Here is a 16578-nt window from a genome sequence, read left to right as displayed (position 1 = left end):
TGGGATGGATTTTCGCCCGGCTCAGGCTTCCGGTTTCGCCGCCTTGATCTTCAGCGGCTTGCAGAGGGCGTCCTTGTCCGCCGCGGCGCGGCCACAGGAGCGGCAGACATGGGTGGGCTTGGCCACCAGCTCGAACAATTCCTTGCGGTCCTTCTCCAGCTCTTTCTTGGACCACTCGCACAAGGTTTTCATCGACGTCCTCCTCCGGCTTGCCCCCATGATCGGGAACCCGGCCCAACAGCGCATCCTGCCCGGCCCAGGTGGTATGTTGGGGCCGCTAGGCCGGCGGAGGCCGGTCCCCTCCCGCGTGTCACGGATCAAGGAGCGTGCCATGACCGAGCCCCAGGCCCCGTCCGTCCATTCGCCCTACGTCCCGGCCGGCAGGATCGTGCCCGAGCTGGGCCTCTTGCCCCTGCTGCTGGGCGTGCTGCTGGGCATCATCTTCGGCGCGGCCAGCCTCTACCTGGCCCTGCGGATCGGGATGACCATCAGCGCCTCCATCCCCATCGCGGTGATGAGCATCTCGATCTTCCGCTGGTTCTCCCGGGCCTTCGGTTCGCGCCCGGCCTCGATCCTCGAGAACAACATGGTGCAGACCACGGGCTCGGCGGGGGAATCCATCGCCTTCGGCGTGGCCGTGACCATGCCCGCCCTGCTGGTGCTGGGCTACGACATGGACCTCTGGCGGATCATGACCGTGGCCGTGCTGGGCGGCCTGCTGGGCATCCTGCTGATGATCCCGCTGCGCCGCGGCCTGATCGTCAAGGAGCACGGCAAGCTGGCCTATCCCGAAGGCACGGCCTGCGCCGAGGTGCTCATCGTCGGCGAGCAGGGCGGCACCAACGCGCGCACGGTGTTCACGGGCTTCGGGCTGGGTTTTCTGGGCAAGCTGCTGGCCGGCGACGGCGGGCTGCGCGTCTTCAAGACCGTGCCCGAGCGCCTGCTGGGCTTCTTCAAGGGTGGCAGCCTGGGCCTCGAGCACGCCCCCGAGCTGCTGGGCGTGGGCTACATCATCGGGCCGCGCATCGCGGGCATCATGTGCGCAGGCGGCGTGCTGGCCTATCTGGTGCTGATCCCGGCCATCAAGATCTTCGGCGAAGGGCTGGGCGCGCCGCTCTTCCCCGCCCAGGATTTGATCCGCGAGATGGACCCGCACCAGATCCGCAACGCCTACGTGCTCTACATCGGCGCCGGCGCCGTGGCCACGGGCGGCATCCTCAGCATGTTGAAAGTCCTGCCCCTGCTGGCGGCGGCCTTCGGCGCGGGGATGAAGGACCTGCTGGCCGGGCGCGGCCAGGCCAAGGCCCAAAGCGAGCGCACGGACCGCGACCTGCCCCTGGGCGTGGTGGGGCTGGGCAGCCTGGCCCTGGTGGGTGCCCTGATGCTGGCGCCGGGCCTGCACGTCAGCGCGCTGGGCGCCGTGCTGGTGGTGGTCTTCGGCTTCCTCTTCGTCACCGTCTCCTCGCGCCTGACCGGCGAGATCGGCTCCTCGTCCAACCCCATCAGCGGCATGACCGTGGCCACCCTGCTGCTCACCTGCCTGCTCTACCTGGCCCTGGGCCTGACCAGCCCGCTGGACCGCGTGGCCGCGCTGATGGTGGCGGCCATCGTCTGCGTGGCCTCGTCCAACGGCGGCACCACCAGCCAGGACCTGAAGACCGGCTACCTGATCGGCGCCACGCCGCGCGCGCAGCAGATCGGCATCCTGGTGGGCGCGCTCACCAGCGCCATCGTCATCGGCCTCACCCTCAAACTCTTCAACGATTCGGCCACGGTCTACGCCAAGCGCGACCTGCCCTGGAAGGCGCCGGTGGAGCTGCTGGGCAAGACCGAAGGCCTGCGCGGGCCGGACGCCGCCCGCGACGCCGCGCTCTACCGCGCCGTGTTCATCACCGACGAGACGGCGCCCAAGGACAGCACGGGCCGCTACCTCGTCCCGCCCGGCAAGTACCTGGCGGAGGCCGACGGCACGCTGCGCTACCTGGTGGATCCGGGGATCAACGGCGTGGTGGACCGGCGCGACCCGGCCCCGGGCGAGAGCCAGGGCGTCTTCGTGCGCAAGTTCGACGCGCCCAAGGCGCGGTTGATGAGCCTGATCATCGACGGGATCCTCACCCACAAGCTGCCCTGGGGCCTGGTGCTGCTGGGCGTGTTCATCGCGCTGACGCTGGAGCTGGCGGGGATCAGCTCGCTGCCCTTCGCGGTGGGCGTCTACCTGCCGCTCTCGGCCTCCACGCCCATCTGGGTGGGCGGGCTGGTGCGCTGGTGGGTGGAGCGCGGCCGCCCCAAACCCGTCTCCGAGAGCGAGGGCGACAGCTCGCCCGGCGTGCTGCTCTCCAGCGGCCTGATCGCCGGCGGGGCCATCGCCGGGATGACCCTGGCGATCATCGCCGGGACCAGCGAGGCCGTCTCCGCCCGCCTGGGCACCGTGGGCGACGCGCTGGGCTGGAATGGCAGCGACCTGGCCTCCCTGGCGGCCTTCGGTGTGCTGGCCCTCGTGCTCTATTGGATCGCCAAGCGGCCGGCGGTGCGCTAACGAGTTCCCGCACATGCCGAAACTGGCTGTGGGTGTTCGGAGCGCCTGACGGGATCGGCAGTATTCCCGACTGGACGAGCGAGCGCCTTGCGCATGCCCGGTTTGATTGCTCTCTTCGCCGGCGTGTGCCGCATGCTCAGCAATTGGTGTAGGAGGTCCTCCATGGCCAGTGTCAAAGAACGACTGACCGCACTCATCCAGGCCCAGCCGGACGATGCCAGTTTTGAGCAGATCCTGCGTGAATTGGCCTTTGCCCGGCTGGTGGAGCGCGGGCTCGAAGATGCCCGGGCGGGTCGCTTTGTCTCTCATGCCGTGTTGGCCGAGCGCGTGCGACGATGGCCTGCCTGAGTTGGAGCGCGGAAGCCGAAGCCTGTTTGCGCGACATTCACGACTTCATTGCCCGTGAGCGGCCCCAAGCCGCCGTGCGAGTGGTGTTGGGCATCCTGCGAGTGGCTGAGATGCTGCAGGATTACCCCTTGGCCGGATCTCCCTACCGACTGGAAGAGGTTGGGGAACTGCGCATGCTGCGCTGTGGGCGCTATCGAATCCCCTATCCCTTGCTCGCTGCCGACCACGTCATCGTGCTGGGCGTCTTCCACGAATCCATGAACCTGGATCGCTTTCTGCCTCAAGCCTGAAGCTTGGTGCTGTTGGGCGCCCTGAGATTCACCACAGAGACACAGAGTCACAGAGACAGAGTGACAGTCGTGAATCACTGGAAAGGCTTCATCAAGGGCAATTCAAGTTGTGCCAGGGTTTCCGTGACTCCGTGACTCTGTGTCTCTGTGGTGAGATCCCCCGGTCGGGTTGAACGCTAGCGCGGATACTCCCGGGGCAGCCAGTCGTCGGTGCTGGGCAGGGCGCCCAGCAACTCGCGCAATCGCGTGAGATCCAGCGGCAGCTCGCGCGCCAGCGGCTCGGACAACCCCGCCTCCGCCGTGTCCAGCGGCCGCAGGCGGCTTTCGTCCAGGCCCAGTTGGCGGAACAGGCGGCGGGCGAAGTCCTCGCGGCTGAGGTAGTCGGCGGAGCCCAGGTTGAGCGGCCCGCGCAGCCCGTCCGCCGCTGCGCCCCCCGCCATCATCAGCTCCAGCATGCGCTCCAGGATCTCCGGCAGCGCGCCCGCGGCCAGCAGGTTGCGGCGGTTGTCGCGGAAGACCGGCACCGCCTCCGTGTCCGACTCCTCCAGCCGCTTGAGCAGCCAGCCCGAAAACGAATTCTGCCCGACCCGCGCGCGGCCCCAGAGCAGGCTGGAGCGCAGCAGCAGGGCCGTGGGCAGCTCGGCCAGCACCGCCTCTTCCAGTTCCTGTTTGCTGCGCCCGTATTGGTGGACGGGGGCCAGGGGCGAATCCTCGCGCCAGCCGCCCGCCGGCACCGCCTGCGCCGCCTGCGCAGCTGGCGCCGCATGCGTCGCCCCTTTGGCCGCGTCGGCGTAGACCGTGTCCGAGCTGAAGGCGATCAGCCCGCGGTCCCGGCGCCGGCACCAGCGGGCCAGCCAGTGGCCGGCCTCCACGTTGACGCGCCGGCAGCGCAGGGGATCCCGGGCGAAGAGCAGGGGCTGCGAGACCGCCGCGCAGTGAATCACCCAGTCGGGCCGGAAGGCCTCCAGCCGGTCTGCCAGCGCGCGCGGCTCCTCGGCCAGATCCAGCGGGTGGTATTCCAGGGCTTGCCCGGGCAGCGGGTGGCGGCTGCAGCCGGCCAGCTCGTGGACCCCCGCCCAGGCCTCGGCCAGCCGCGAACCCACGAAGCCGCTGCACCCGGTGATGTAGAGACGCATGGCTGGCGGCTTTCCTCGCTTAGCAGTCTGCCGGGCTTGGGCCTTGGATGGGATTCGCGCCCATGTCGAGGCCGGTTTTTCGAAAGTTTCGCCGGGCATACTGGTGGTCTGTTCAAGAAACTTGCGGAAATCCGGACCGACAGGGACGATGAAGACCGCCAAGTGGCCAAGTCCGACAGGCTGCTAGTGGCGGGGCGTGCTCAGATCCAGGCTGAGGGCCAGGCCCACACCGCCCGGCACGGGCAGGGCGCTGAGCCGGGGCTCCTCCCGGGCCAGGCGCAGCACGTGGGCCGCGCTCAGCACGTGGTTCAGGAAGATGGCCCCGCCCACTGCCAGGGCCTGGGAAAAGGCCTGTTCGGAGACGGCGCGCAGGTCGCGGTAGCGGGTCTGCTCGCTGCGCGAGGGCCAGGCCCAGTCGTCCGCAGGATCCAGGTAGCGCTCGCTGTAGCCGCCAGCCTCGAGCATGGACTGGTTGAAGTCCGCCCGGGAGAGGTGGTTGCTCACGTCCACCCAATAGTCGCTGGCATCGCCGTGGGGCCGGGCGCCGGCCACGCGCACGGCGTAGGCCTGGAACTCGTCCTGCTTGGTCTGGCTCAGGTGCAGCAGGGCCCAGGCGCCCGTGACCAGACCCACGTCCAGCCAGAAGCCCGCCTGTCCGCGACCCTGCAGCTCCGGCCGGCTGCGCGCCAGCACGGCCTGGCCCCAACCGGGCACGACCAGGGAGCGCAGGGCCAAACCCGCCGTGCCGGGAGTGCCGGGTAGTGGCGCAGCGGGCCGGAGGGCCGGTCGCCGGGTCTGCTCCAGGCTGTCGGGCCGGGCGGCGGGGGCGGCAGTGCTTCCCCCGCGCTTGAAGCGCGCCGCCTGGGCCGCGGGAGCCAACAGGCACGGGGCCGCCAGCAGGGCGGCCAGGAGGAGCGGCAGGCGGAGCCGCGTGCGCCAGGTCGTGGGCTTCATCTCAAAAACTCCAGCTGAAGGCCAGACCGCTGGCGGGACCCGTGGCGGTCTGCAACGGCGCGGCCCGCACCTGGAGGCGGGCGGGGCCTTCCGACTTCTTCAGCTGGATCAACACGTCCAGGAAGGAGGCCACGTGGTTGGCCAGCAGCACGCCCATCAGGCGGTCCGCGGCGATCAGCTTGTCGTTGGATTCCGTCCGCATGGCCATGTAGTGCTCGGTCTGGGCGCAGAACTTGTGCACGCCCCAGCTGTCCCGCGCCACCAGCAGGTCGCTGGCCAGCTCCCAGTCGGAGCCCGACCCGAAGCCGTCCCAGCCGCGCTGGAACTGGGCGTACTTGCCGATCATCTCGTAGAACTGCTGGGTGCGGCTGACCAGGAAGTGCTCCCAGGAGTCCGCGTCGCCCACGGAGTAGCCGTCCACGTAGTGCCCGGGCAGGCCGTGGCTGCCCTGGCCGCCGCCGGGCACGAACTCGTCGTTGCCCGCCGCGTCGCCGAACAGGGCGTCCAGCTCGGCCTGGGTGTCCACGCCGAGCCAGTCCTCTTCGCTCAGGTTGCGGTCCAGCCAGCCCTCGTTCTCCGCGTCGCCGCCGCCGGCGAACTCGCCCGGGTGCTGGCGGTAGGTCACGAAGCGCTCGTAGCTCCAGTGCTCGTTGGCGAAGTCCTTGAACTGGCCGTCCAGCTCGTCGCCCCGCCGGTTCAGCGCGTCGGCGCCCAGCAGCACGCCCGTCTCCACCACCAGGAAGAGCGCGCCCTTCAGCCACTGCCCGTGCTGGGCCTGGTCGAAGCCGGGCAGCAGCAGGGCCTGCAAGAGGTCCAGTCCGTCGTGGTCGCCGGCCTCCTGCCGCAGGCTGAACTCGAAGGACGCCGGGCCAACCGGCAAGGCCGGTGCCGCGGTGCTGGGCAGCAGGGTGGGAAGTCCGGCAGGCAGCGCGTAGAGCCGTTCACCCAAGCCGGCGCCCTGGGCCACGCCCAGGCAGACGAGACCCGCGCCCCAGCCCAGGGCCAGGCGCGGGAGGGAAAAGGCACTCATGGCATGCGCTCCTGAAAGGCGTCGAAGTCGAAGAGCAGGGTGACGTACCAGCGCCACTCCTGGCCGTAGGTGTCGCCCGGATCCAGTTCCGGCACGCGGAACTCGTCCAGGCCGTAGGCCGCGCCCAGAGTCAGGGCGGTGGGCATCAGGCTCCACGAGGTGAAGAAGAGCTTGAGGTCGGCGCCCGCCTCGCGCTTCAACTCGAAGTCGCCGGACTGGCCGCCCCAGGCGTCGCCCGCGCCGGCGAACAGGCTGCCGTAGAGCCGCTTGAAGTGCAGGGGCCCCAGCTGCGCGCCCGCGCGCTTGACGATGGGGAAGCCCAGCCGCGCGTGGCCCAGGGCCTTGCGCACGCCGCCCAGGCTGTAGTACGAGTAGCCCTTCAGCCCCATCAGGCCGCCGGCGTAGGTGTAGAAGAAGTCGTCCACCTGGGAGTCGCCGATCACGGCGGCCTTGCCGTCCAGGCCCAGGCTCAGCTCGGGCAGGAAGGGCAGGGCCCAGCTGCGGCCCAGGGCCAGCTCGCCCTCCAGGAAGGTGGCGGGCTTGTATTCCTCGCGCAGCATGCCCGCGTCCACCTTGAAGCCGTCGATGAGCTTGTCCCAGTGCTGGTTCAGCTCGAGCCGGGCCCACTGCTTGCCGCGGGGATTGATGAAGTCGTCCACGCGCCGCCCGGGATTGGCCTGCCAGTCCAGTTTGAGGTTCAGGCCCAGCCCGTGGTAGTAGTCGTAGTTGATGGTGGTGGTGTGGATCTTGTAGATGGCCCGGTAGGAGGCCAGCCGCAGGGCCGCCTCCACGCTCAGGGCGTCGCCCACCCGGCGCCGCAGGCCCAGCCGGCCCTCGGAGAGCGAGAAGCGGTAGGGCACGGAGTAGCTGTCGTAGACGGGCTGGCCGCCCGACTCGTCGATGATCCGCAGCGAATCGGCGAAGCGCTCGTGGTGGTCGCGCACCATGCCGTAGAGCTCGGTGAAGACGATGCTGCGCCCCAGCTCGGCCGTGGCCGAAGCGTAGAGGTCCACATTGTTCATCCGCGCCGCGGCCACGCCCGCGCTGAGCTGCACGCGCTCGAAGACGTCCAGGTTGAGGAAGTAGAAGCCGGGCTTGACCTGGCCGTCGTCGATCACCAGCCGCGGAATCCAGAAGGGCTTCTCGAACTCGGTCTTGAGCGGGCTCCAGACGCGGGCCGCCGGCTGCTGGTCGGCCGTGTCCAACGGCGGAATCTGCGCCGCGTAGTCCGGCCGGGCGACGGGTCCCTCGTCCAGGGCCTTGACCCCCGCCAGTTCGAAGAGCCGGAAGCCCTGGTCGCGGTAGCCCGAGTAGTAGAGCGTGTCGCCGCTCAGCGCCGGCAGGAAGGCCCCGCCCGTCACGGCCGTGAGCCGCTCGGTGGCGCCGTCCGCCAGCCGCCGCCGGTAGATGTTGAAGATCCCCGCCTCGTCGCGCGAGTAGAGCAGCCACTGGCCGTCGGCGCTCCAGGCCGGTTGGCGCTCGTCCAGCGGCGTCGCCAGCAGGTCCCGCACGCTGCCGTCCGCCAGACTAACCTCCACCAGGTCCCGGCCGTGGCCCCAGGCCCGGGCGACGGCCAGCCGGCCGCCCGCCGGATGCACCCGGGGCTGGGTGTATTGCGTGCCGTAGGGATCGTGGGTCAGCCGGCGGGCCACGGCCTTGGGCGCCTTCTCGCGCTGGCGCTTGGAGAGGGCTTTCCAGGCCGGCCCGTCCAGGCTGTCCAGCTCGAGCAGGGCCAGCCACGTGGAACCGCCGCCGTTCTGCACGCAGACCACCTGACGCCCGTCCGGCGTCACGCTGGGCTGGCTCAGACGCGCGCCCTCCGTCAGCCGGCGGCTCAGCTTCTCTTCGAACCAATACTGGTAGAGGTCCTTGTAGTGCCGGCCCTGCTTGTCCACCGGGCTGGTGCGCGAGATCAGCACGCTCTGGCCGTCGGGCATGAGGCAGAAGGGGCCGCGGATGTTGGCCAGCAGCTTCTCCGTCTGGCCGCTGGCACGCTCCAGGCGCCACAGGTCGGTCATGCCCAGCCAGTCGGCGTCGCCGTTGGAGGCGTAATACACGTAGCGGCCGTCGGGCGAGAGCTGGGCGTTGAGATTGTTGGTGGGGCCCAGTTCGTCGGCGGGCTCGGGGAACTCGTGCAGGGCGAAGGCCGAGCAGCAGGAGGCCAGCTCCGCCCCGGGGCCCGCGATGTTGCGCGGGGCCTTGAGCTCCTCACGGTGCTCGTCGCGCCCGCCGCCTTTCTGGTTGACTTCCGGCGCGCTGGAGATCAGCCGTCCCTCCACGCCGCGGCCCTCCAGGCCCGCCAGCTGGGCCGCGTAGCGCGCCTCCAGGTCGGCCTTCCAGCGCCGCCAGAGTTTGTGGCCCTCCACGCCCACGGCCGTCTCCAGCGCCGTCGCGATGGAAATCCGCCCGGGCCGGGACATCTCCTCTGAGATCCGCCGCAAGGACTCCTCGCCGTACTGCGCGGCGATCCAGTTCACCAGGCTGAAGCCCTGGTTGTAGACGGACTCGCTGCCCACCGTGCTCTTGTCGAAGGAGGCCATCTCGTCCAGGTCGTAGAGGCTGCCGTGCTGCACGCGGTCGCGCAGCAGCATGTCGCGGTGGCTGTCCCAGAAGTCGTAGCGGTGGCCGTCCAGCATGTGCTGGGCCGTGCCCTCGGCGAACCAGGCCGGCATGATGGTGCCCGGGAAGGGCACGCTGCTGATGAAGTTGGGGAAGCCCTGGACCACGTCGCCGCGCTTCTCGCTCTCGTAGTCCATCACCTGCAGGTAGGCGAAGGGCACCTGGCGGCTGAACTTGCGCGAGGCCCCCAGCTGGATGATGTGCGTGAACTCGTGGGTGAGCACGTTGCGCAGCCAGTTGTGCTGGCCGCGCAGGTCGAAGTCCAGGCTGGTGGCCCAGATGATGATCTTGTTGTTGTAGTAGTACGCGCCGCCGTTGGAGTAGTCGTCCGTGTCGTAGAAGATCAGGTGGATGCGCGTGTCCGGCACGAAGTCGTAGAGCGTGGTCACGGGCTCCCAGATCTCGTCCATGATCTGGGCGGCCACCAGCCCCAGCTCCTCCAGGCCCTGGTGGGTGTGGATGGCGCAGTGCGCCGTCTGGGTGGTTTGCCACTCGAGCTCGGGGTGCGGGACCTCCGCCGGCTGGGCCGCCAGCCGGGCGGGCAGGGCCAGGGCCAGGAGCGCGCCCAGCGCCGCCGTCCAGACCAGGCTTAGCGGATGACGGCGCATGTGAGCCTCCGGGTCCAGGTGTCGCTGACGCCCTCGGCCTCCAGCAGGCAGAAGTAGGCGCCCGGGGCCACGTCCGCCAGCAGCCAGTGCAGCTCCTGCTCGCCGGCGCGCTCGAAGCGGCCCTCCAGCCGGGCCACCCGGTCACCGGCCGTGTCGTAGGCCGTGAAGGTCACGCGGGCCGGACCCGCCAGCAGGAAGCGCACGTGGGCTTCGTCGCGGGCCGGGCTGGGCCAGATGAAGGCCGGATTCTCGCGCACTTCGCGCACGGGCTGCGTGTGGACGGCTCCCGAGCCCCAGGGCCGCCAGCTGTCGTTGAACCCGCGCGGCTGGGTCCAGACGGGATCCTGCAACTCCGCCTCCCAGGCCTGCACGCCGCCATCCGGCCGCAGGCCCAGCACCAGGCCCAAGCCAGGCAGCGCCACGGGACCGTCCAAGCGGCCGGACCACACCCGGGGCCAGCTGGCCGGCGCCTCGCCGTCCCCGGCCAACCCCTCCAGGCGATCCGCGGCGGCGGCGAGCAGCAGCAGGCCGCCCTCGTCCGAGCGCGAGCCCGTCAGCGGCGGTCCGGCGCCTTCAGCCAGTCCCGCGGCCAGCACTTCCACGCCCGATTGGTTGAAAATCCGCAGGCGGCTGTCCAGGGTCAGGAAGGCCAGCTCGAGGCCCGGATCCGGTCCCATCTGCACGGGTCGCACACCCCGATTGAGACACTCCACCCGCCCCAGCACGGCGTGGCCGCGGTAGAGCGTCGCACCCTGTGCGTCCCGCAACACGGCCGTGGCGGTCAGGGTGTCGCCCCAGGCGCTGACCTCCGGTCGGGCATCCCAGCCCAGCAGCCGCGCGCCGGCGGGCAGGACGCCGTTCTCCAGCACGTTGTGCCCTTGCAGGTAGAGCCGGTCCACCTCCCCGTCCACCACCACGCCGGGCAAGCCGCTCCCGTCGGCCAGCTCGGCCAGGCGCACCTGTCCCGCGGCCAGTGAACCCGCGCTGTCCACGACTTCCAGTGTAACGGGGTCCAGTTCCAGCAGCAGGTTGCCCGTGACCACCCAGAGACGCGGTTGCCGTCCGCTCCAGGGGTCGCCACTCCGGGCCTCCCCGCCCCCCGCCACCAGCACGGCCTGCAGGGACTGGCCGGAGGCCCAGACCCGGTCCAGAGTGAAGCGCGGCGGCAGGCCCAGGGGGCGGAACAGGGCCAAACTGTCCCCGCGCTGGGCCAGCAGGCGCGGCTCGCCGCTCTGCTCCAGGCGCCACAGCCCGCTCAGCTGATTCTGCCAGCCCTCGGGCAGCGGGCATGGATATCCGTCCGCCCGGATCCAGGCGGCCACGTCCCCCGCCAGGGGCCGGCCAAAGAGCTGGGCGTGGTCGTCCACGTAGGTCAGCCACGCGCAGGTGTCCGCCGCCATCAGCCATTCGTGGCCGCTCAGCTGAGCGCCCCACTGGGAGTCCTGGGGCGGGACGAGGGCCAGGCTGTCGCCGTGACAGGGGGGACGCAAATCCCAGCCCAGCCGGAAGTGACCCAGACTATCCGGCGGGCCGAACTGGTCCAATCGCAGGCCCGTGAACAAGCCGTCGTTGCTGGCCGTGGAGGGCTCGGTATCCCAGGCCAGGCTGACGTTGGAGAGCGAGTAATGGCGGTTGCTCAGGTACCAGCCCGTGTTGGGTTGCTGCCAGGGATCCTCGTTGCCGCCCAGGGCCACGGAGCCGCGGGGCGAGAACAGCCCGTACTCGCGCCCGATGTCCTGCACGCCGTCGCCTTCCTCCAGATCCACGCCGCGCCGCGCCGGATCGTCGTTGACCCGGTTGGCGGCGACGTTCTCCGGCGTCGCGCTGCGCTCGTCCACGTGCCAGACCAAGAGGCCCTGGCCGGGCAGGTCGAAGTCCAGGTTGCCCACGGCCACCAGCACGCCCGCGCTGTCCGAGGCCACGCCCAGGGTGTCCTGGAAACTCAAGGAGTAGTCACTGTCCAGCCGCGCCCAGCGATTGTCGCGGTCGCGGCCCCAGGTCCAGTCCCGGCCGGTCTCCTCGCGCTGGCGGTTCTCCACCAGCAGGTATTCGTGCTCCGTCAAGGGGATCTTCACGATGCGCGGCTCGCCCGGGGCGCGGCCGGGGGCCGCCACGCGCACGCTGTCCCGGGGCGTGTCCGCCAGCAGGGCCTCGTCCCAGCCCAGCAGCAGGCGGCTCCAGGCGTCCGGGCGCGCGGGCAGCAGGCCGCGGAAGTTGGCGCTGCCCTGATCCATCAAACCCCACTTGCCGATCACGCTCGTGCCGTCCCGGCTGTCGTAGAGATTGGGCAGACCCAGCTGGTGGCCGAATTGGAGGATCAAGAGGCCCGCCAGGCCGTGCTCGAAGTCGGCGTGGTTCTCGCCCTCGGGCAGGATCAGGCCCTGCCGCACGGGCACTTCCAGCCCGGATTCCCCGTCCCGCAGGCTGGTCTCGTGGGCCGCGGGCGTGCCGTCCGTGGAGCGCGAGAGAAAGGCCGAGGGAATGTCGTGGGGCGTGCCGTCCTCGCCGAAATCCTGCCCCACGCCGGCGTGGAAGACCAGGAAGGCGTCGAAACGCGGCTGGCCCGCGTCGTCCCGCACCCGTAGGTCCGGGTCGGCGTCGGCCAAGGCCCAGGCGGCGCGGAACAGCTCGGCCAGCTGGCCGTCCGTCCGCTCGTCGCCGTCGTTCCAGTGGTAGTGCCACATGGGCTGGGGCAGGCGATAGGCAGCCTGGCCGCCCCGCGGCCAGATCTCCCACTCCAACCGCAGCGAGTCGTTGGAGACCCGGCTGTAGTAATGCTCCAGGAAGCGCAGCTGGGAATCGAAGTAGAGCGAATCGTGGGGCAAGGGATCGATGGCCCAGGGCGTGTCGAAGCGGAAGGCGCTCTCGAAACTCCCGTCCCCGCTGGTGGTGCTCAGTTGGTCGGGCTGGAAGTCCACGCGGATGGCCAACAGGCGCAGGGTCTCCGCCCGCGCCGGCAGGCTCCACGCCAAGGCCAGGGCCAGGACGAGGGCCACCAAGCGCCCGGCGGACCGTCGACGGGTCGGGCATGAAACGGTGCCCGGGCCTGTCGGAAGGGACAGGCCCGGGGCACGCAGAGTCGAGTCCATCGGATGTCTCCGCATGACCGCCCTAGAAGGTGAAGCCGAGGGAGTAGCGGATCGTTTTGTTGCGGGGCGAGGGGTTGGCCTTGTCCGTGGAGATCTCATAGCTGAAATCCAGCGAGGCCATGTTGATCAGCATGGACATGCCCAGGGTGTAGGATTTGATGTGCCCGGCCATGTCGTTCAGGTAGCCGCCGCGCAGGCCGAAGGCCGTCTTGCCCAGGCCGCCCGCCTCGCCGCGGTACCAGTACTCGGCGCCCATGTTGTAGACGTAGCTCTGCAGCTCCTTCTGGAAGCCGTTGGGCGCCCAGGAGCTGAACAGGGCCTTGAAGACCGGGTCGGACTCCCACTCGCCCTCCCAGGCCTCCTCGTGCCAGACCGTGTCGCCGCTGGCGATGTGGTAGGGCTCCACGGTCAGGCTGGTGCCGTTCTCCCAGTAGGCGGGCTGGTCGCCGGACATCAGGCGCGTGTGCGAGACCAGCGACTTGTGCACCAGCTGTTTGTTCACGTCCAGCACCAGGTTGACTTCGTTGTGCTCGTCGCTGTAGGCGTTGAGCGCGGCGCCCAGCTTCAAGTTGGTGGGCAGCGGATCGGCCTGGGCCTCGTCGGCGTAGCTGATCTCCGGACCGATGTTGGCCAGGTTGAAGCCCAGGTTCAGGGGCATTTCCGTGAAAGGCAGGTGCGTCTGCCAGAGCGTGCCCAGGTCCACGGCGAAGCTGTAGCCCGTGCCCGCCACTTGGGAGCCCACCTTGACGCCACTGGCCAGGTCGGAGACGATGAGCTTGGTGGTCAAGCCAAAGCCCAGGTCGGGGTTCAGGTTGGTGCCGTAGCTCAGGCCCAGCGCGTATTCCTTGCTGGTGATCACGCCGATGACGTTGCCGCCCTCGTCCGTGCGCGTCTGGTCACCCTCGTTCAGGTAGATCAGCGAGAGGCCCATCTTGCCGGAGAGCGAGGGCATGTCCCACGAGGCGGCCAGGAAGTCGAAATAGATGTCGTCCAGGTTGAAGCCGGGCAGCCAGTTGGAGTGCATGAAGCGCACGTCCCGGCCCTCGGTGAAGGCCAGGCCGGCGGGATTCCACCAGGTGGCGCTGGCGTCGTCCGCCACAGCCACGAAGGCCTCGCCCATGCCGGCGGGCCGCGAGCCGGGGCTGATCAGCAGCCAGATCACGGCGGCTTCGGACACCGCGTGGGCCTGCTGCATGGGGATGATCACTCCCGCCAGTACCGCCGCGGTGAGGGTCAGTCGCTTCATTCCATCCTCCAGGGTTCAAGTGTGGTGACCGGCGCGCCGCCGAAGTCGAACTTCCCCAAGCCGGCACAAAAAAACCGGACCCGCGTCCGGTGCCGGACGCCTGGGAATTATCGTCTCCGTGTCAGCGAACCTTTGCGCGGACCGAAACAACAACTCAGCCAGGCGTCGATAGATGTCCTCGTTTGAAACTCCGCGGCCGTCGCGCCGCCCGTCCCTCATCGTCACAAAGGACGAAGTCCTTGAGTGCATTCAAGGACCGCCAAGTGTACTACCCATCCGGCAGAGACGCAAGGGCAGTTTCTGCCCGCTGCGCCGTCCACGCAAATCCTGCTGGGAGCCGGTGGTCAATCCCCTGCTTCCGCTCTGTCAGACGAAAAGCTGAGGCCCAGGCTGAAGCGCCGCGTCACATCACGAGCCAGCCAAGCGCCACGTGGTGTTTCGTGCTCCTGGCTGTACTCCACTTGCACGCCATGCCATCCCAGACCCAGGCCCCAGGTCCAGTTGCGCAGTTCCCGGGCGGGCAACACGCGCCGACCGCCACGCAGGGCCAGCCGCAGCTCGCCCAGCTTGGGCAAGGTGAAGGCGCGCTCGTATTCGGCGCCCAGTCGATAGTCGGCCTCATGCAATTCGGCGCGCACGCCGTGGCGGAACCACGATGTGAACACATTGGCCGGCACACTGGAGTTTTCATATGAGAGCAATTTGACCGCTTCGCCGGCCACACTTAGTCGCCCGTCGGCCAGCTCCAGTCCGTCCAGGGCCAAGGCCATGGTGGCCGTGGCAGGCAAGGAAAAGTTGAAGCTGGGTTCGAAGTGGACGACGGTGCCCAGGTTGTCCAGCTTGACGCCGGCCGCCACGGGCCAGCGGCCCGGCTTGCGCCAGGCAAGTCCCGCGTTCAACGCCCACGCCGTCCCTTTGAAGTCAAAGATCCCCCAATCCTCCTGAAGCCAGCGCAGGCCGGCGCCGGCCCGCCAATCCCTCCCCAGGGGCAGGCCCGCGGCCACCGTCAGGTCCGTGTTCGCAGGACGGTCCCGGCCCACCATGTGGCCGAGTTCATCGGTCCTGATCATTTCGGGGTACAGGATGCGATTGGCCGCAACTCCCACACCCAGTCCCTTCCAGCCTGTCGCCCACGATGCGGCCAGGAACTGGTGTCGGGAATGGCCAGAATGATGATACGGGTACAGGGCGTAACTGTGCGCCGTCACCCCGCTGCCCGCGCGGGCCAGCCGAGCCGGGTTCCACCACGCCGCTGCGGGACCTGTCACCAGCAGGCTGCCGGCAGCGCCCAATCCCGCTTCGCGCGCGCCGGGGGGATTCAGCACCACAGTGGTCAACGGGTGGGCGGACCATCCTTCGTGTTGAACTTGTCCCTCCGCCGTGGAGACGGTCAGGGCAACCAGCGCGGCAACAGACGTGAAGGAGGGCAGGTGGCGCATGGGATCCTCGGGTGATGGTGACCCAAGCTGACACTTCGCTGTATCCCAAACAAGAAAGGCCCGGCGATAACCGGGCCTTTTCATTCTGGTTGTGGGAAAATCAGCGGCCGCTGAAGCGCGCCGGCCGCTTCTCCAGGAAGGCCGCCGTGCCCTCGTGCATGTCCTCCGTCCCGAAGCAGGCGGCGAAGAGGTCGCGCTCCACGGCCAGGCCGGCGTCCAGCGGCAGGTCCAGGCCGCGGTCGATGGCCTCCAGGCAGCCGGCCACAGCCAGCGGGGCCTTGGCCAGAATCTCGCGCGCCAGCGTCAGGGCCGCCTCCAGGAAGGCTTCGCGGTCGAAGACGGGCTGGCCCTTCTCGTCGCGCGCCAGCTCGCCCTGCTCGTCCTTGGCCCAGGCCGTGACCACGCGGTTCACCAGCCCCAGCCGGTGGGCCTCCTCGGCGCCCAGCAGCGCGCCGGTCAGGCAGAGTTCCGTGGCCCGGCCGCGGCCCACCAGCCGCGCCAGGCGCTGGGTGCCGCCGTAGCCCGGGATCAGGCCCAGGTTGACTTCCGGCTGCCCGAAGCGCGCGTGGGGCGCCGCCAGCCGCAAGTGGCAGGCCATGGCCAGCTCGCAGCCGCCGCCCAGGGCGAAGCCGTTCACGGCGGCGATGACGGGCTTGGGCAGCTGCTCCAGCCGGCGCAGGATGCGCTGGCCTTCGGCGCTCACCTGGCGGGCCGCGCGCGGGTCCAGCCCGGCCAGTTCCTCGATGTCCGCCCCGGCGGCAAAGGCCTTGGGTCCGGCGCCGATGAGCACGGCGGCGCGCAGGTTGCCGTCGCGCTCCAGCACGATCAGCGCCTGGTCCAGTTCCGCCAGGGTCTGCCGGCTGAGGGCGTTCAGGCGCGCGGGCCGGTTCAGGGTCAGGACGGCCACGCCGTCGTAGTTCTCCAGCAGCAGGTGGGCCGGATTCATGGATCGACCTCCAGGGGTTAGACGCCGACAACGTACAAAGCGAGCGCCGGCAGAATCTCTTGCGCGCCCGTGCTTGGGTCTCGCGCTGGCCGGCGGTTCTTGGAACACGAAGACTCGAAGACTCGAAGCGGAGTTGGGATCCAACGGATCATGATTACGTAACTGACTCAGCCTCGACTGTGCGTGTGCGTGAGGGCCAATGTGCATATGACAACGGCGGCCAAGCTCTCTACGTATCTGGGAGTCTCAAAGCGGTGTTGGGTCCTGCAGATTGGGATCAAGCAACGCAGTCGGAGCCGGGTGGAAACGCACAACCCCGCGGCCGGAGTCGCGGGGT

The 16578-nt window shown here is 69.5% G+C and carries 12 protein-coding genes; 3 read left to right on the top strand and 9 right to left on the bottom strand.

The genetic code is table 11. From position 1 onward, the window contains the following. Window positions 1-21: 21 nt before the first annotated feature. The gene (locus WC326_06275) at window positions 22-192 is read right to left on the bottom strand and encodes a hypothetical protein (protein ID MFA7330667.1); all 171 of its coding nucleotides are present in this window, start codon (window positions 190-192) and stop codon (window positions 22-24) included. A gap of 139 nt (window positions 193-331) precedes the next feature. On the opposite strand from WC326_06275, the gene WC326_06270 reads away from it, so the two are divergent. The 3 genes from WC326_06270 (at window position 332) to WC326_06260 (ending at window position 3174) form a co-directional block, all read left to right on the top strand. Then, complete coding sequence (locus tag WC326_06270; GenBank protein ID MFA7330666.1) at window positions 332-2536, top strand: oligopeptide transporter, OPT family; 2205 nt, start codon at window positions 332-334, stop codon at window positions 2534-2536. Between the two features lie 162 nt (window positions 2537-2698). Next, window positions 2699-2884 (top strand): hypothetical protein, encoded by a 186-nt coding sequence (locus WC326_06265; GenBank protein ID MFA7330665.1) that lies wholly within the window; start codon window positions 2699-2701, stop codon window positions 2882-2884. Then, window positions 2872-3174 (top strand): type II toxin-antitoxin system RelE/ParE family toxin, encoded by a 303-nt coding sequence (locus WC326_06260; GenBank protein ID MFA7330664.1) that lies wholly within the window; start codon window positions 2872-2874, stop codon window positions 3172-3174. Before WC326_06265 ends, WC326_06260 begins: the two co-directional genes overlap by 13 nt. Window positions 3175-3350: 176 nt before the next feature. On the opposite strand, the gene WC326_06255 is transcribed toward WC326_06260, so the two are convergent. The 8 genes from WC326_06255 to WC326_06220 form a co-directional block, all read right to left on the bottom strand. Then, window positions 3351-4310: a sugar nucleotide-binding protein gene (locus WC326_06255; protein ID MFA7330663.1), complete on the bottom strand. Its 960-nt coding sequence runs from the start codon at window positions 4308-4310 to the stop codon at window positions 3351-3353. A 183-nt stretch (window positions 4311-4493) separates the two neighbouring features. Continuing rightward, complete coding sequence (locus tag WC326_06250) at window positions 4494-5264, bottom strand: hypothetical protein (GenBank protein ID MFA7330662.1); 771 nt, start codon at window positions 5262-5264, stop codon at window positions 4494-4496. Window position 5265: 1 nt separating this feature from the next. Next, complete coding sequence (locus WC326_06245; protein ID MFA7330661.1) at window positions 5266-6294, bottom strand: hypothetical protein; 1029 nt, start codon at window positions 6292-6294, stop codon at window positions 5266-5268. Then, a complete protein-coding gene (locus WC326_06240; GenBank protein ID MFA7330660.1) occupies window positions 6291-9521 on the bottom strand; it encodes a hypothetical protein in 3231 nt (1076 codons plus the stop codon). The genes WC326_06245 and WC326_06240 overlap by 4 nt, the downstream gene beginning before the upstream one ends. Then, on the bottom strand, window positions 9503-12517 hold the full coding sequence (locus tag WC326_06235; GenBank protein MFA7330659.1) for an immune inhibitor A domain-containing protein: 3015 nt from the start codon (window positions 12515-12517) through the stop codon (window positions 9503-9505). The genes WC326_06240 and WC326_06235 overlap by 19 nt, the downstream gene beginning before the upstream one ends. Before the next feature lie 115 nt (window positions 12518-12632). Continuing rightward, window positions 12633-13856 (bottom strand): PorV/PorQ family protein, encoded by a 1224-nt coding sequence (locus tag WC326_06230; GenBank protein ID MFA7330658.1) that lies wholly within the window; start codon window positions 13854-13856, stop codon window positions 12633-12635. A gap of 344 nt (window positions 13857-14200) precedes the next feature. Next, window positions 14201-15295 carry a PorV/PorQ family protein gene (locus WC326_06225; GenBank protein MFA7330657.1) on the bottom strand — a complete coding sequence of 365 codons (1095 nt, stop codon included), beginning with the start codon at window positions 15293-15295 and terminating at the stop codon, window positions 14201-14203. Window positions 15296-15395: 100 nt separating this feature from the next. Continuing rightward, window positions 15396-16241, bottom strand: coding sequence for an enoyl-CoA hydratase-related protein (locus WC326_06220; protein ID MFA7330656.1), 846 nt, complete (start codon window positions 16239-16241; stop codon window positions 15396-15398). Window positions 16242-16578 lie beyond the last annotated feature (337 nt).

This window comes from Candidatus Delongbacteria bacterium, from assembly GCA_041675285.1.
In the GTDB taxonomy this organism is placed as follows: domain Bacteria; phylum CAIWAD01; class CAIWAD01; order CAIWAD01; family CAIWAD01; genus CAIWAD01.
The sequence above is the reverse complement of the archived record's forward strand: the minus strand, read 5'-3'. Positions and strand labels throughout refer to the sequence as shown.

Coding starts and splice junctions, on each gene's coding strand:
- WC326_06270 (MFA7330666.1), top strand. CDS start 332: ATGACCGAGCCCCAGGCCCCGTCCGTCCATTCGCCCTACGTCCCGGCC.
- WC326_06275 (MFA7330667.1), bottom strand. CDS start 192: ATGAAAACCTTGTGCGAGTGGTCCAAGAAAGAGCTGGAGAAGGACCGC.
- WC326_06265 (MFA7330665.1), top strand. CDS start 2,699: ATGGCCAGTGTCAAAGAACGACTGACCGCACTCATCCAGGCCCAGCCG.
- WC326_06245 (MFA7330661.1), bottom strand. CDS start 6,294: ATGAGTGCCTTTTCCCTCCCGCGCCTGGCCCTGGGCTGGGGCGCGGGT.
- WC326_06230 (MFA7330658.1), bottom strand. CDS start 13,856: ATGAAGCGACTGACCCTCACCGCGGCGGTACTGGCGGGAGTGATCATC.
- WC326_06225 (MFA7330657.1), bottom strand. CDS start 15,295: ATGCGCCACCTGCCCTCCTTCACGTCTGTTGCCGCGCTGGTTGCCCTG.
- WC326_06240 (MFA7330660.1), bottom strand. CDS start 9,521: ATGCGCCGTCATCCGCTAAGCCTGGTCTGGACGGCGGCGCTGGGCGCG.
- WC326_06250 (MFA7330662.1), bottom strand. CDS start 5,264: ATGAAGCCCACGACCTGGCGCACGCGGCTCCGCCTGCCGCTCCTCCTG.
- WC326_06255 (MFA7330663.1), bottom strand. CDS start 4,310: ATGCGTCTCTACATCACCGGGTGCAGCGGCTTCGTGGGTTCGCGGCTG.
- WC326_06220 (MFA7330656.1), bottom strand. CDS start 16,241: ATGAATCCGGCCCACCTGCTGCTGGAGAACTACGACGGCGTGGCCGTC.
- WC326_06260 (MFA7330664.1), top strand. CDS start 2,872: ATGGCCTGCCTGAGTTGGAGCGCGGAAGCCGAAGCCTGTTTGCGCGAC.